At 64.5% G+C, this 14,281-nt stretch carries 13 protein-coding genes; 10 read left to right on the top strand and 3 right to left on the bottom strand.

Annotated elements, in window-relative coordinates:
* The first annotated feature begins 16 nt into the window (after positions 1 to 16).
* The 3 genes from ABIC03_RS33525 (at position 17) to ABIC03_RS33515 (ending at position 1,813) form a co-directional block, all read left to right on the top strand.
* The gene (locus ABIC03_RS33525; protein WP_354064473.1) at positions 17 to 352 is read left to right on the top strand and encodes a hypothetical protein; all 336 of its coding nucleotides are present in this window, start codon (positions 17 to 19) and stop codon (positions 350 to 352) included.
* Positions 353 to 524: 172 nt separating this feature from the next.
* A complete protein-coding gene (locus tag ABIC03_RS33520) occupies positions 525 to 1,199 on the top strand; it encodes a dienelactone hydrolase family protein (protein ID WP_354064471.1) in 675 nt (224 codons plus the stop codon).
* 134 nt (positions 1,200 to 1,333) lie between these two features.
* On the top strand, positions 1,334 to 1,813 hold the full coding sequence (locus ABIC03_RS33515; protein ID WP_354064469.1) for a hypothetical protein: 480 nt from the start codon (positions 1,334 to 1,336) through the stop codon (positions 1,811 to 1,813).
* 99 nt (positions 1,814 to 1,912) lie between these two features.
* On the opposite strand, the gene ABIC03_RS33510 is transcribed toward ABIC03_RS33515, so the two are convergent.
* From ABIC03_RS33510 to ABIC03_RS33500, 3 genes are all read right to left on the bottom strand, one after another.
* Positions 1,913 to 2,659 carry a polysaccharide biosynthesis/export family protein gene (locus ABIC03_RS33510; RefSeq protein ID WP_354064467.1) on the bottom strand — a complete coding sequence of 249 codons (747 nt, stop codon included), beginning with the start codon at positions 2,657 to 2,659 and terminating at the stop codon, positions 1,913 to 1,915.
* Positions 2,660 to 2,929: 270 nt separating this feature from the next.
* Positions 2,930 to 3,586, bottom strand: a complete 657-nt coding sequence (gene msrA, locus ABIC03_RS33505; protein WP_354064465.1) for a peptide-methionine (S)-S-oxide reductase MsrA — start codon at positions 3,584 to 3,586, stop codon at positions 2,930 to 2,932.
* Positions 3,587 to 3,749: 163 nt separating this feature from the next.
* Positions 3,750 to 4,067 carry a hypothetical protein gene (locus ABIC03_RS33500; protein WP_007616084.1) on the bottom strand — a complete coding sequence of 106 codons (318 nt, stop codon included), beginning with the start codon at positions 4,065 to 4,067 and terminating at the stop codon, positions 3,750 to 3,752.
* Between the two features lie 403 nt (positions 4,068 to 4,470).
* Between ABIC03_RS33500 and rpsT the strand changes: the two genes are divergently transcribed.
* The 7 genes from rpsT to ABIC03_RS33465 all read left to right on the top strand — a co-directional run bounded on the left by rpsT (position 4,471) and on the right by ABIC03_RS33465 (position 14,035).
* A complete protein-coding gene (gene rpsT, locus ABIC03_RS33495; RefSeq protein WP_007598259.1) occupies positions 4,471 to 4,737 on the top strand; it encodes a 30S ribosomal protein S20 in 267 nt (88 codons plus the stop codon).
* A 1,278-nt stretch (positions 4,738 to 6,015) separates the two neighbouring features.
* Positions 6,016 to 7,428, top strand: a complete 1,413-nt coding sequence (dnaA, locus tag ABIC03_RS33490) for a chromosomal replication initiator protein DnaA (RefSeq protein ID WP_354064595.1) — start codon at positions 6,016 to 6,018, stop codon at positions 7,426 to 7,428.
* Between the two features lie 303 nt (positions 7,429 to 7,731).
* Entirely contained in the window at positions 7,732 to 8,850 is a 1,119-nt protein-coding gene (gene dnaN, locus ABIC03_RS33485) for a DNA polymerase III subunit beta (protein WP_007598262.1), read from the top strand.
* 109 nt (positions 8,851 to 8,959) lie between these two features.
* Complete coding sequence (recF, locus tag ABIC03_RS33480; protein ID WP_354064593.1) at positions 8,960 to 10,096, top strand: DNA replication/repair protein RecF; 1,137 nt, start codon at positions 8,960 to 8,962, stop codon at positions 10,094 to 10,096.
* Between the two features lie 135 nt (positions 10,097 to 10,231).
* Positions 10,232 to 10,969: a hypothetical protein gene (locus ABIC03_RS33475; protein ID WP_354064462.1), complete on the top strand. Its 738-nt coding sequence runs from the start codon at positions 10,232 to 10,234 to the stop codon at positions 10,967 to 10,969.
* Between the two features lie 125 nt (positions 10,970 to 11,094).
* Positions 11,095 to 13,263, top strand: a complete 2,169-nt coding sequence (locus tag ABIC03_RS33470; protein WP_354064460.1) for a hypothetical protein — start codon at positions 11,095 to 11,097, stop codon at positions 13,261 to 13,263.
* Between the two features lie 196 nt (positions 13,264 to 13,459).
* Positions 13,460 to 14,035 carry a hypothetical protein gene (locus ABIC03_RS33465; protein WP_354064458.1) on the top strand — a complete coding sequence of 192 codons (576 nt, stop codon included), beginning with the start codon at positions 13,460 to 13,462 and terminating at the stop codon, positions 14,033 to 14,035.
* Positions 14,036 to 14,281 lie beyond the last annotated feature (246 nt).

Here is a 14,281-nt window from a genome sequence, read left to right as displayed (position 1 = left end):
GACAGGAACACTGGCAATGAAGCGAGCAATGTTGGCTGCGGGCGCGGTGTTGCTGTCAGTCTCCGCGCAGGCCGAGCAATTCGGCGGGACACCACCCCGCCTGCCCTTCGTCACGACCTTGTCGAACAACACCCCGCTCGCCTTCGGCATGGACGCCGGGCAGACCGCGCGGGCGTTGGGGCAACCGCTGCAATATGTGAGGGGCCGCCCCGGCAACGAGATCTATCTCGCGCTTCGCAATATCGGCGGCAGCGGACTGATTTCCAACCGTCACCGCCTGTTCCTGCAGTTTCGTCATGGCCGGTTGGCGGGATGGAAGGAGGATTACGGCGAGAACTGGATGTGGGAGTGAGCGGCCGCACAACCGCTTCCCCTCATCCTGAGGAGCTTGCAAAGCAAGCGTCTCGAAGGATGAAGGCCCGCTGCTGCATCTCGGCCTCTATCCTTCGAGACGCGCGCCGAGGGCGCGCTCCTCAGGATGAGGGGAGATAGTGAATTCGTGACAACCAACAAGGACAACCCGCGTGGGACAAGACATCAAGCTGACGGCCTCCGATAATTTCCAGCTCAGTGCCTATCGCGCTGACCCCGCGGGCACGGCGAAGGGCGCGGTGGTGGTGATCCAGGAGATTTTTGGGGTCAACCATCACATCCGCTCGGTCTGTGACCGCCTCGCCGGGGAAGGCTATGTCGCGATCGCGCCGTCGATCTTCGATCGGACCTCGCCCGGCTTCCAGTCCGGCTACACACCTGACGAGATCGCGGAAGCGCGCAAGTTCGTCGCCAGTCCGGATTGGGACGCGATGCTGCGCGACACGCAAGCGGCGATCGATGCGGTGAAGAGCGTCGGCCCGGTTGGCATCATCGGCTTTTGCCTGGGCGGTAGCGTCGCCTTTGTCGCGGCGACGCGGCTGTCGGGCCTGAAGGCCGCTATCGGCTATTACGGCGGCGCCGTCGTGCGCTTTGCCGACGAGACACCAAAAGCGCCGACGCAGCTGCATTTTGGCGAGAAGGATGCCGGCATTCCCCTGACCGACGTCGAGACCATCAAGACGAAGCGGCCGGACGTCGAGGTCTTCGTCTATCCGGGCGCCCAGCACGGCTTCCATTGCGATGAGCGGGCGAGCTACGACAAGGCGAGCGCCGACATCGCCTGGCCGCGCAGCATGGAATTTTTCGCCAGGCATTTGAAATCGTAGCGCGCGGCTTCGCTGTCATTCCGGGATGCGCCGACAGGCGCAGGCGCGCAATGACGAGCAGGAATCGGGTGGCTGCATCCTGCTGCCCGGCGATAGAGCTGGCTGATCAAGCCATCGTACGCCGGGAGATCGTCATGCAGCAGGCCAATACGAACATCGTCATCCGCAATCCGTTCGGCACCATGGACGTGCCTGCGCCTGATGATCGCGACGTCATGGACTATGCCGCAACCGCCTTACTTTCGGGCGATGCGGCCGACGTCAACGCGGCGCATTGGGCAGACATTCAGGCGCTGTCCGATCCTCTGGAAGGCCCGTGGGCCAGCCGCTGGAATGGCGGCGCCGATCCGACCATCGCCGGCGATACGCCGGAGACGTGGAAAGACGGGCGCGCGGAGGTGCGGGTCGCAGGCGGACGCATCTATCTGCGCTTCGATTGGGATCACGGCCGACGGCACGGGCTGATCGATGCTGCGCGCGAGGGCGCGCGCCTGGTGGGGAAATACATCAACCTAACCAATCCCGCGATCACGCGGCCATGGATCGGGCGCGTGGTCGATGCCGCGCGCATCGACGGATGTTTTCCGAACGGGCGGCTGGATTTCAGAAGGTGAGCTAGAGCTTCGGTTCTGATTGCATCAGAGCCGAAGCTCTAGATTCGTTTTTGACGCGTTTTCTTCACGCGAACCGGTATCCACTTCGCTCGAAACGCTCTAGAACCAGCGCTCGCCGACGAACACGGTGTCGCCGGGGCTCAAGGGGGTGCCGAGCGGCACCACGGCGCGCATGGCGCCGCCGGCTTCGGTATGCGTGACGGTGACCACGTCGCGCTTGGCGCGGGGCGAGAAGCCGCCGGCGATCGCGACGGCGCTTTCGACCGTCATGTTCGGCACGTAAGGATACTGGCCGGGCGCGGAGACTTCGCCCAGAATGAAGAACGGGCGATAGGCCTCGATCTCGACGGCAACCGAGGGTTCGCGGATGTAGCCGTTGCGCAGCCGCGCGGCGATCTCGCCGGCAAGGCCCGCCGGCGTGCGACCGCGTGCGGGCACGCCGCCGATCAGCGGCATGGTGATGGAGCCGCCGGCGTCGATCGCGTAGCTGTTGGTGAGACCTTCCTGGCCATAGACCACGACGCGCAGCCTGTCGCCGGCGTCGAGATGGTAGGAGGAATCGTAGCGGACCGGCGCCGCCATCGGTGCGGCGTAACCGACCGGCATGGGCGCAGGCGAAGAGGCAAAGGAATTGCGCAACGCCCCGATGGCGCCGCCACCGTCGGCGACCGCGACCGGCTGTGGCGCATAATAGGGCTGGCCATAGGCCATGGAGTCGAGATCGGCGCGCGGCTGCATCACCGCGACGGGGCCGGCGGTCTGCATGCAGCCGCCAAGGGCAAGCGCGGCGGACGCTGCCAGGGACACTGCCGAAATCGACCATCGAAACGCGCGTGCAACCGGCACCGGACCTATCCCTCGAAACGAGACAGATCCAGTGATGCACCGGTTATGGTTAATAAAGCGTTGAGGGGGCGGGTGGCGATGCGGCTAAGGGCGCAGTGCGCTCCCTCTCCCGCTTGCGGGAGAGGGTTGGGGAGAGGGTGTCTCCACGACGAGACAGCCCCCTAGAGGAAAGAGCCCTCACCCGCCGCGCTCGGGACGATGCTTCGCATCGCCCGAGGCGCATCGACCTCTCCCGCAAGCGGGAGAGGTGCAGCGAGTTCGTGGTTAGACTTACGCGCTCACACCCACCCCGATCGGGCAGGACACGCCGGTGCCGCCCAGGCCGCAATAGCCGGCGGGATTCTTGGCGAGATATTGCTGATGATAGTCCTCGGCAAAGTAGAATTCGCCGGCGGGTGCGATCTCGGTGGTGATGGTGCCGAGACCTTTTGCAGCAAGCGCCTTCTGATAGAGCGCCTTCGATTGATCGGCCGCTTTCTTCTGCGCGTCTGAATAGGTGTAGATCGCGCTTCGATATTGCGTGCCGACGTCGTTGCCCTGACGCATGCCCTGCGTCGGGTTGTGGCTCTCCCAGAACGTCTTCAACAGCTTCTCGTACGACACCTTGGTCGGATCGAACACGACCAGCACCACTTCCGTGTGACCGGTGCGGCCCGAGCAGGTCTCTTCATAAGTCGGGTTCGGCGTGTGGCCGCCGGCATAGCCGACAGCGGTGGCGTAGACGCCGTCGCCGAGCTCCCAGAACTTGCGCTCGGCGCCCCAGAAGCAGCCGAGCCCAAACACCGCCTGCTCGAGACCGGCGGGATAAGGCGGCTGCAACTTCGCGCCGTTGACGAAATGGGTGGTCGCGGTCGGAATGGCTTGCGCACGGCCCGGCAGCGCTTCCGTGGCGCTCGGCAATGCGGTGGTCTTGCGCATGAACAGCATGGACGGATCTCCAAGAACGAGCTGTCGGTCGCCTGGGACAAGCTATTGAGCCAAGGCGATGAGCAAAGCGCTCAGGCGGCGTGCTCGCGATCAGTTGGGAATATAGGTCTTTACGCGCAAAGGGGCAGCCCTGTTACGCGCCGGCTCAGTCGCGAATGCAGGCTCAATCCCGGGAATAGCCGATCAGCGGCTTGCGCGGGCGGAACAGGATCATCAGGAGAATGCCGAGAATGCCGAGGACGGCGAAAACCGGCTGATCCAGCACCAGGCGGATCACCGAGGTCCAGAGCCAGGGCGCCTTGGCCTCGACCCAGGTCCGGAATGCCGTCTGGCTGGCCTGATTGATGTCGTTCCAGAACTGGCCGAAGCGGGTGAACCGCAGGGTCTGGTCGGCCACCCAGCGGGCGCCGTCGTAGACCATGAAGATGAACCCGCCGGCGAGCAGCAACAGCCCAATCAGTCGGAAAAAGCCGCGGATCATGCCTCACCCTCTATGGTCGTCCGATCGGACGACCCTCGGAACGCCGCCAGCCAATACAAGGGAGACGGCAGAAATTCAACCTCTTCAGGGCGTTACGGCACTCATCCGCGCCCTAAGGGGCTGCTTGTCCAGCCCGGGAAAGCGTTGACGGTGCCAAAGACCCTCTCTATAAGGGCGCCAACTGGCGGCGGGCGCAATCCTGCCGCCGCTGTTCTTTGAGCAGATGCAGGCTCTTTGGGCCCAGAGGCCCCTTGAGCCTCAGAGACGGCCGCAAGGCTGTCGCTCATGTTCCGGGAACGGCCTAGCAACCGAACACCTTAAATCCGAGCGTCGATTACGCGGTCAAGCAAGCCGGCGCTACCCGACCAAGACGCGACCGGTACCCGCAAAGGACATTGAGACCATGGCCAATACCACTTCCGCCAAGAAAGCGACGCGCAAGATCGCCCGCCGCACCGCCGTCAACAAGTCGCGCCGCACCCAGATGCGCGGTGCCGTGCGTAACGTCGAAGAAGCCATCAAGACCGGCGACCGCGCCGCTGCCGTGACGGCGCTGGCGAATGCCGAGCCCGCTTTGATGCGCGCCGCGCAGCGAAACATCATTCACAAGAACAATGCCAGCCGCAAAGTCTCGCGGCTCACCGCGCAGATCGCCAAGCTCGCCAAGTAAACTCGCGAGCGTTCTGGCACGCCGTCCGGTCGAGTCATTCGATCGGGCGATCACATCGCACATCACACCCGTCAAACAGCCCGGCATCGCGCCGGGCTTTTTTGTTGCCCGTCATAGTCACGCAACCAGTCACGCCTCGAACGACCTTCGATCGGAGGATTGCGGCGTTTGCACCATGATGCGTCCGTAGTTTTACCTGCGAATGGTTTTGCAACAGCGGAAACTTCCACCGCGGTGCAAAAAGCCCCTGCGAGGCGGGCGCAAGTTGAATTCGTGTGCCTGCGAGTTCTGCACACCGTAGTTTCCCCGGATCGCGTCACGCGATGGAGTTACCCTGTGAAACGAGACTCAAAAAACGATGGCTCGCTAACAACTTATCGACATAGTGACGCCAAGCATTTGGAAAATTCACCCGCGCGTCGCGCGCGTGACGCTTTTGTAAAAAATTTTTGGCGGTGGCGGAGAATTGTCACATCAAACGTGGCGTCTTCGATTCTGAGCACGATTCCAAAAACTTGCTCTGAAGCCTGTGCACAAGTCTGCGTGGCGTTAACGCAGATCAAGATTTTTGATGCCTCAAGTGTGAATCAATTCCGTTGCGAGTCTTTCCGCATAGTGTATTCCTTAAGAGGTCAGCGGCGCCCACGATCTTGAGACCAGCGCGGTATCGGAAACGGGGCGAGCGTGCAAATCGGCGGCGATGTGCACGTAGGCGGCGCTTCAACAAGCGATTGTCGGATCAAAACCCACAGCAATGTGGGACGGTAGCTCTTTGTCTGAATGTCTCCAAGCGGGATCTATCTCTTGCGCTTAAGAGACATCTTGAAAGCTGCCCCGACAGGCATGATGGCGAAGCCGAGCGGACGACGAGTACACGGGCAGGCATCCGACTAAGACGCGGGTGTCGTTTAGACACGCAGGACCTTGTCGTGAGCAATTACGGCAGGACGGGGAGGTATCATGTCTTACGAACTCAACGCGGTATTGAAACACATTTCGACTTCCAGCATTTCGACTTCCAGCGATGCCGTTTTAGATCCGTCGGACACCAAGCCTCCCGCGTGTCACGGAGCGCCGAGTACGCGCTGACCTCGCGACCCCTCCATCTCTAGACATTGCTGATCGGACGCGGCGTTTCCGCCGAACGGTCGAGCCATGCCTGCAGGTGAAATCGCTTGAGGTCCCGCCATCGCAAATATCCCTGGGCAGGTATCCCTGGCAGGAACTCTGCATGGCGCTCACCACGCAACCTTATCTCTCAAGAAAAGTTCTCAAATGATGACAACCCCGGAACAGGATCGCTGGTCACGCGTGAAGAGTCGGCTGCGCTCGAACGTTGGCGAGGACGTCTATACGAGCTGGTTCGCGCGCATGGATCTGGAAGGCGTCCAGGACGAGAGCGTGCGTCTGTCGGTGCCGACCCGCTTCCTGAAGAGCTGGATCCAGGCCCATTATGCCGAGCGCGTGCTGTCGTGCTGGCAGGCCGAGATGCCCGAAGTGCATCGCATCGATCTCACCGTGCGCTCGGCCGTGCGCCCCGTGGTTCAGCAGAAGGAAGCGCCCGCGCCGATCGAAACGCGCCGCTCGCCTGCGCCGGAGCTGCGTTCGACCGCGACCGCGCCGGTCTCGGCCAATCATGATGCGCTCGGCGGCTCGCCGCTCGATCCGCGCCTGACATTTGCAAGCTTCGTCGTCGGTCGCTCCAACACGCTGGCGCATGCGGCTGCGCGTCAGGTCGCCGAGGGTCGTCGCGGCGATCCCGTCATGTTCAATCCGCTCTATATCCATGCGGGTGTCGGCCTCGGCAAGACGCATCTCCTGCAGGCGGTGACCTGGGCCGGCAATTCCGGCAACGAGCGCAAGGTGCTCTATCTCACCGCCGAGAAATTCATGTACGGTTTCGTCGCCGCGCTGAAGACGCAGACGGCGCTGGCCTTCAAGGAAGCGTTGCGCGGCATCGACGTGCTCGTGATCGACGATCTCCAGTTCCTGCAGGGCAAGTCGACCCAGGCCGAGTTCTGTCACACGCTGAACGCGCTGATCGATGCCGGCCGCCAGGTGGTGATCGCGGCCGACCGTCCGCCGTCCGATCTCGAAAGCCTCGACGACCGCGTGCGCTCGCGGCTGGCCGGCGGCCTCGTGGTCGAGATGGCCTCGCTCGGCGAGGAGCTGCGACACGGCATTCTCAAGTCGCGCGTCGCCGCGGCCCGCGCCCATCATGCGACCTTCGAGGTGCCGGAGGAGGTGCTGACCTATCTGGCCCGCGCCATCACCCACAACGGCCGCGATCTCGAAGGCGCGATCAACCGCCTGCTCGCACATTCGAAGCTCAACAACCGGCCGGTGACGCTGGAGATGGCGGAGCACGAGGTGCGCGACCTGATCCGGCCGCAGGAGCCGAAGCGGATCAAGATCGAGGACATCCAGCGCGTGGTGGCGCGGCAGTATAATGTCAGCCGTTCCGACCTCTTGTCCTCGCGCCGGACCGCCAACGTGGTGCGTCCGCGCCAGGTGGCGATGTATCTCGCCAAGACGCTGACCCTGCGATCGCTGCCGGAAATCGGCCGCCGCTTCGGCGGGCGCGACCACACCACGGTGCTGCACGCCGTGCGCAAGATCGAGGCCCTGGTTTCCAAGGACACGGCGCTGTCGGACGAGGTTGAATCGCTCAAGCGCCAGCTTCAGGAATAAACGCCTAGGCCTTTCCTCTTTGCTCCCGCCGCCCCGGCCTGCCTGGGCGGCGGTCTTGGTCTGCCTGGGCAGCGGCCTTCCTCCTGCCTGGGCGGCGGCCCCCGTCTTTGCGGGTAAATCGTGGGGAACTGTCGCGCAATCCCTTGAAACGGATGACTTTACGCGCCACCTTGCGCGACCCTGACGGCTTTGGTCATATCGGCTGGATGATCCGGCCTTCCGGGGTCTTCGGTGCCGTGGCGCGCGTCCCGCCGCCCGGCTTTTCCAGATTTGTGTTTCCTTGGGGATCGGGCGAGTAGTGCAATGAAGGTTACGGTCGAACGCGCGCAACTCCTGAAGTCGCTGGGCCACGTCCACCGCGTGGTCGAGCGCCGCAACACGATTCCGATCCTCGGCAACGTGCTTGTTAGGGCCGAGAACGCGAAATTGTCGCTGAAGGCGACCGACCTCGACCTCGAGGTCACCGAAACGCTCGCGGCGGAAACCGCGACCGCGGGCTCCACCACCGTGCCGGCGCACATGTTCTACGACATCGTCCGCAAGCTGCCGGACGGTTCGCAGATCGTGCTCGAAGCCGATGGCGACCGCGCCGTGCTGGCGATCCGCGCCGGCCGCTCCCGCTTCACGCTGCAGACCCTGCCGGAGAATGATTTTCCGGATCTCGCCGCCGGCGACATGTCGCATTCGTTCAGTCTCGCCGCCAAGGACGTCAAGCGGCTGATCGACCGCACCCAGTTCGCGATCTCCACGGAGGAGACCCGCTATTATCTCAACGGCATCTACCTGCATGCCGCGGGCTCCGCCAAAGCCGCCACCCTGCGCGGCGTCGCCACCGACGGCCACCGCCTCGCCCAGCTCGACCTGGTGCAGCCCAAGGGCGCCGAGGGCATGCCCGGCGTGATCGTGCCGCGCAAGACCGTCGGCGAAGTGCAGCGTCTGATCGAGGACAACGAGGCCGAGGTCACGATCGAGCTGTCGCAGGCCAAGATCCGCTTCACCATCGGCAATGTGGTGCTGACCTCAAAACTGATCGACGGCACCTTCCCCGATTACGGCCGCGTGATCCCGCAGGGCAACGACAAGGAGCTCGTCGTCGACAAGAAGGATTTCGAGAACGCGGTCGACCGCGTCTCGACGATTTCCAGCGAGCGCGGGCGCGCCGTGAAACTCTCGCTGTCGCCGGGCAAGCTGGTGCTGTCGGTGACCAATCCGGATTCCGGCAGCGCGACCGAAGAGCTCGAAGTCGAATACGCTTCCGACGCGCTCGATATCGGCTTCAACTCCCGCTACCTACTCGACATCGCCGCCCAGATCGAAGGCGACGTCGCAACGCTCCGGCTCGCCGACCCCGGCTCGCCCACCTTGGTGCAAGACCGCGACGACAAGAGCGCGCTGTACGTGCTGATGCCGATGCGGGTGTGAGGGCTACCGGCGCTCCTTCGCATCGACTACATCCGTCATGGCCGGGCTTGTCCCGGCCATCCACGTCTTTGGAGACAAAACGTGGATGCCCGGCAATGACAAAGACAACATGACCCCCTCCCGCATTCATCGCCTGGCGCTGACGCATTTTCGTAATTACCGGGCGGCGGGGCTCGAGGCTAAGGCTGACTTGGTGGCGCTGGTCGGGCCGAACGGGGCGGGCAAGACCAATTGCATCGAGGCGATCTCGTTCCTCTCACCGGGACGCGGCCTGCGGCGCGCGACGCTGGACGACGTCGCCGACAACCAGGGCGACGGCTCCTGGGCGGTGTCGGCACAGGTCGAGGGCGCGCTGGGCCTTGCCACGCTCGGCACCGGCATCGATCCGCCGCGCACAGATAGCCCGGTCAGCCGGCGCTGCCGCATCGACCGCGAACCGGTCAATTCGGCGGCGTCGTTCGGCGACCACATCCGCATGGTGTGGCTGACGCCGGCGATGGACGGGCTATTCATGGGAGCGGCATCCGAGCGGCGGCGCTTCTTCGACCGCCTGGTGCTTGCCATCGACAGCGACCATTCCAGCCGCGTCTCCGCGCTCGAACGCTCCCTGCGCTCGCGCAACCGCCTGCTCGAGACGCGCAATTACGACGACCATTGGTGTGACGCGATCGAGCGCGAGACCGCGGAGCTCGCGGTCGCGGTCGCCGCAACCCGCGGCCAGACCGCGGCGCGTCTCACCGGCATGCTGAACGCGCGCGCGCAGGCCTCCGCCTTCCCCTCGGCGCAGATCGCGCTCGACGGCTGGATGGAGAACGCGCTGCTGACGGAGACCGCGACCTCGGTCGAGGACCGCTACCGCCAGATCCTGCGCGACAACCGTCCGCGTGACGCCATCGCCGGCCGCACCACGGATGGTCCGCATCTCACCGATCTGCAGGTGATCTACGCGCCGAAAAGCATGCCGGCGCGCGATGCCTCGACCGGCGAGCAGAAGGCGCTGCTGATCGGGCTGGTGCTGGCGCATGCGAGCCTAGTCGCCGAGATGACCGGCATCGTGCCGCTGCTGCTGCTCGACGAGGTCGTCGCGCATCTCGATCCTAATAGGCGCGCGGCGCTGTTCGACGAGTTGCGCAAACTCGGCGCGCAGGTGTGGTTGACCGGCGCAGACCCCGCCGCCTTCGCCGAGATCGGCGCCGGGGGCGAGATCTTTGACGTCGAAAGCGGACAGGTATCGGCCCGGCGCTAGTCGCCGCCGTTGAACCAGCCCCATTTCCGCCGCGACTAGTTGCCGGAGGCGGCGGCGACGGTGTCGCAGCCGTTTTGCAATCGCGCAATGACATCACGCGCGAGACCCTGGACGCGCGAACCCCTGGAGAGTGAGATGCGGGCGGCAAGGTTCGGGGCGCAGGCCCCGGCACGATGGTTGGCGTTTGCGTGCGGCATCGTCTTGCTCGCGACGTGCATGCTCGCGGCGAGCGCCGGCGCCTGGATGCCGCAGCCGCTGTTTTCGGCCGAACTCACGCCGGACCCCGATGCCAGGCTGCCCGCACCGACCCGCTACAGCTTTAGAGGAATCCACACCACCCTGATGCGGGGCGTCGAAGCGCCGCTTCGCGTCAAGCTCGAAGCCACCGTGCCCGCCGGGCTCAGCGACGTTCTCGCCTTCTACCGCAGGGAGCTCGCAAAGCTCGGCTGGCAGGAGCAGCACGATAGCGCCGTCGTCTCCGCCGATCACGTGCAACTCGCGTTCGTCTCTCCGCTCGGGCCGGCCATGCTGGAGCTCGGCCGCAAAGACAGCAGCACCTTGATCCATCTCGTGCAGAAGAACTCGGATACTGCAACCCGGGCGAATGTCATGCCCGAACCGGGCCAGGCGAAGCTGGTGTTCAGCAACATCGGCGAGACGGAAGCCGTGCTCGGGATCAACGCGCGGACGATCAAGCGCGCCGCCGGCGCTAACGCCGTCTCGCTGGATCTGGCGCCCGGCAGATATTCCTACGAATTGGGCGTCCCCGGCCGTCCGGCCCGGACCCACATCCTCACCGTCGCGGCCGGCGACGCCTGGGAGCTCACCGTCGGGCGCGACGGCGAGGCATGGTCGCCGCTCCAGCTGTATTGACTGGTCCGGGATGTTTGAACCTGCCCGGTTCCTGCCGCGACTTCTCGTCTGAGGCTCGCCGACGGTGTCGCAGCCGTTGCAATCGCGCGCGCCCAGGCGACGCGCGGCATCCAGGAGACGTAACAATGGCGATGATCCCGCGCGGGATGCAAGTCCCGGCACGATGGCGGCTGCTTGCATGCGGTCTCTTCCTGATGGCGAGCTGCTCGATCGCAGCCGGCGCCGACGAGGGCGTCGTCGACGTCCACGCGCTGCCGCAGCTCGAAGGTGCGGTGGAAGACACCTCGCGCCCCGATCCCTACCGCGTAGAATATCGTGTACCGACGCCGCAGGCCGTGACACTGCCCGCGATCCAAAAGCTCCTGAGCGCCAACGGCTGGGTGCCCTATGTGATGCCGCTTGAGGAGAAAAGCACCCTGCTGAAGTTCAGGAAGGGACGACAGGGCCTTTCCGTTCATTTCACGCAGGCCCCCGGCCGGCCCGACCAGTCCGTGGTTTACTACACCACCGACCGGATCTACGGGAACGTGCCGTTTCCGGAAGGCGCAAGCGACATCGTGTTTGATGGGACCCGACCCTATCTCGGCTGCATCGCGCCGACGGCGCTTGATGCAACGTCGGGTTTCTATGCCAGCCAGATGGCTGCGATCGGCTGGCAGAAGCTCACGCCGGAAACCGCAGCGCGCTGGACGACCGGCCTGGATGAAACCGCTCCCAACGGCCTGCGCGCGTTCTACGCGCATGCCGATAGCAAGGAGACCGGCTTCTATCAGCAGAAGCCTGTAATGCTGACGCTGACGCGCCGCGACGATGGCCGCACCAATGTCGATATCCGGGTCGCGCCCTTCGCCCTACCCAGCGAGCTCAAGGCCGATAGCGATCTGGCCGGCCTGCCGCGGCCGAGCCCGACCAAGACGGCCAGGGGCCTCGGCAGCGCAAGCTCCGACAAGCGCGAGATGTCGGCCGCCGCGATGGCCGAGCTGCCTGCCGTGCTCGCCTTCTATCATCGCGAACTCGCCGCGCGCGGCTGGCAAGAGGACGGCAGCGCGCCACTCGCGCCCGGCGACGAGATCGCGATCAAGATCTCTTCGGCGGAGGAAACCGGCGTGCTGCGGCTCGGCCGCAAATACGATTTCACCATGGTCAGCCTCACCGTGCAGGTGAAGGGATCCGCGCTTGCCGCCCGTGCAAAGGCGAAGAAAGAGGCGGACGAGAAGTTCCTTGGGGATGCGTTAGGTGCGGCCAAGCAGCTGATCACCGCCGACGAAGCAAGGCGCAAGGTGCAGGCGGCCGCATTGTCTGACGCGCCGCTGAATGCGCTCGCCGACAGCAAGACTCCGGTGCCGCTGCCCGAAAACGCCGAAGGCGTGAACTTCGAGGGCGAGGACGGCAGACTCGAATTCTCCTCGACCTCGAGCGTGAAGGCGCTCACCGCGTTCTATCGCGCATCGCTCAAGCCAGCGGGCTGGAAAGAGCAGCCCTCCGTCATCAACCAGCCCAACATGGCGATGATGGAATTCTCCAAGAGCGGCAAGTCGATTTCGATGACCGTGATGCAGATGGGGCCGAAGGTGAACGTCAGCGCCAACGGCTCCGGTCTGGTCATCGCCGCGGCGAAGCCCGTCGAGGCCAAATCGACCCAGGCCAAGACGATCCAGACCAAATCGAAGGAGCCGCTCACGCCCGATCCCGATTCCGCCCTGCCGGTGCCGACGCAGCGCAGCTCGACCGGATTAAGCTCCACCAAATTCCCCGGCAGCGACCAGTCGTTCCGGACCGAGCTCGAAGCCAGCGTCCCCGCCGAGCTTGGCGAGGTCCTCGTGTTCTATCGCGCGGAGCTGACCAAGCGGGGCTGGCAGGAAAAGACCGACGGCGCGACCGTAACGGCCGAGCGGGCGGAGCTCGCGTTCACCTCGCCGCGGGGACCAGCCGTGCTGAAGCTCGGCCGCGCCAGGGATGAGACGACGGTCAGCCTGGTGCAGCGGAATCCGCAGGCCGCAACCAAGGCCGACATCATGCCGAAGGCGGGACAGGCGAGATTGATGCTCGGCAATATGGGGCCGAAGGAAGCATCGCTGACGATCAACAATCAGACCGTGAAGATCGCGGCCGGCGCCGGCGGTCCGCAGTCGCCAAAAGGCCCGATGCTCGATCTGCCGCCCGGCAAGTACCAGTACGCGCTGCGCCTGCCCGGACGTCCTGCTCGCACCGAGACGCTCACCGTAGCCGCCGGCGATGCCTGGGGCCTCCTGGTGGGACCAAGCGGAGACGTGCTGCCGCTGCAGATGTATTGAGCCAGGGGCGCTGATGCGGAGAACGGAGATGGCGACCGTAAGGCGCATGATGAGGGGGCCGGCACGCCGCTTGCTGCCGCTGTGCGGCGTCGTGCTTCTCGCAGGCGGTCTGGCCGCCGCAAGCGCGGGCGGATGGATACCACATCCATGGCCGCAAACTTCGGCCGCACTCACACCGGCGGATCCCGGCGCCGACATGCCGGTGCCGAAGCAACACAACTTCTTCGCCTCCAAAACCACCCGTGCGACCGGCATTGAAGTCCCGCTGCGTGTCGGATACGAAACCCATGTGCAAGCCGAGCTCAGCGATGTGCTGGCCTTCTACCGCAGGGAGCTCGCAAAGCGCGGCTGGGAGGAAAAGCCGCACGGCACGATGGTCGCCGCCGATCACGCTCAACTCGCCTTCGTCTCCCCAAAGGGGCCGGCCACCTTGAAGCTGGCCCGCGCCAAGGACGAGACCACGGTCGAGCTTGTGCAGCGGAATACCGAGGCCGCGGCCAAGGCCAACTTCCTGCCGATAGCCGAACAAGCGCGGCTGATATTCGGCTATCTTGTACCTGACGTGGCTTCGCTCACGATCAACGATAGGACCGTCAAGATCGCGGGCGGCGCAAATCACCCACAAACGCTGGATCTGCCGCCCGGCACCTATTCCTACGAGCTGCGCGTGTCCGGCCATCTGTCGCGTACCGACACCATCATCCTGGCTGCGGGCGAAGCTTGGTCCCTCAGGTGGGATGACGACGATCAGAAGCCGGATCAGATCTACTGAACCCGCTGGCCGGTTCCGGGGCGCCACGGCCCTCTCAGATCGCTTCTCCGCCCCGCAAAATCCACGTCTCTGAGGGCTAAAAACAGAGCGTCGAATCAGGCTTTTTGCAGCGGCCGGAATCGGCCATCGTGAGGCTTGAAAATAGGCTCAAAAACCCTATCTCATCAAAGACTTGCCGGGAGATACTTTGCGCTAGGCGCAATCCGTCTTTCGTGGCACAAATAGCCTGCATATCAGCGCCTTTTG

The organism is Bradyrhizobium sp. RT6a, from assembly GCF_040547675.1.
In the GTDB taxonomy this organism is placed as follows: domain Bacteria; phylum Pseudomonadota; class Alphaproteobacteria; order Rhizobiales; family Xanthobacteraceae; genus Bradyrhizobium.
This window is presented reverse-complemented; position numbering and strand designations above follow the sequence as displayed.

Excerpts from the sequence above, each read along its gene's own strand:
- recF (WP_354064593.1), top strand. The coding sequence starts at position 8,960 with ATGACCCCCTCCCGCATTCATCGCCTGGCGCTGACGCATTTTCGTAAT.
- msrA (WP_354064465.1), bottom strand. The coding sequence starts at position 3,586 with ATGCTGTTCATGCGCAAGACCACCGCATTGCCGAGCGCCACGGAAGCG.
- ABIC03_RS33475 (WP_354064462.1), top strand. The coding sequence starts at position 10,232 with ATGCGGGCGGCAAGGTTCGGGGCGCAGGCCCCGGCACGATGGTTGGCG.
- ABIC03_RS33525 (WP_354064473.1), top strand. The coding sequence starts at position 17 with ATGAAGCGAGCAATGTTGGCTGCGGGCGCGGTGTTGCTGTCAGTCTCC.
- ABIC03_RS33470 (WP_354064460.1), top strand. The coding sequence starts at position 11,095 with ATGGCGATGATCCCGCGCGGGATGCAAGTCCCGGCACGATGGCGGCTG.
- dnaA (WP_354064595.1), top strand. The coding sequence starts at position 6,016 with ATGACAACCCCGGAACAGGATCGCTGGTCACGCGTGAAGAGTCGGCTG.
- dnaN (WP_007598262.1), top strand. The coding sequence starts at position 7,732 with ATGAAGGTTACGGTCGAACGCGCGCAACTCCTGAAGTCGCTGGGCCAC.
- ABIC03_RS33515 (WP_354064469.1), top strand. The coding sequence starts at position 1,334 with ATGCAGCAGGCCAATACGAACATCGTCATCCGCAATCCGTTCGGCACC.
- ABIC03_RS33465 (WP_354064458.1), top strand. The coding sequence starts at position 13,460 with ATGCCGGTGCCGAAGCAACACAACTTCTTCGCCTCCAAAACCACCCGT.
- ABIC03_RS33500 (WP_007616084.1), bottom strand. The coding sequence starts at position 4,067 with ATGATCCGCGGCTTTTTCCGACTGATTGGGCTGTTGCTGCTCGCCGGC.
- rpsT (WP_007598259.1), top strand. The coding sequence starts at position 4,471 with ATGGCCAATACCACTTCCGCCAAGAAAGCGACGCGCAAGATCGCCCGC.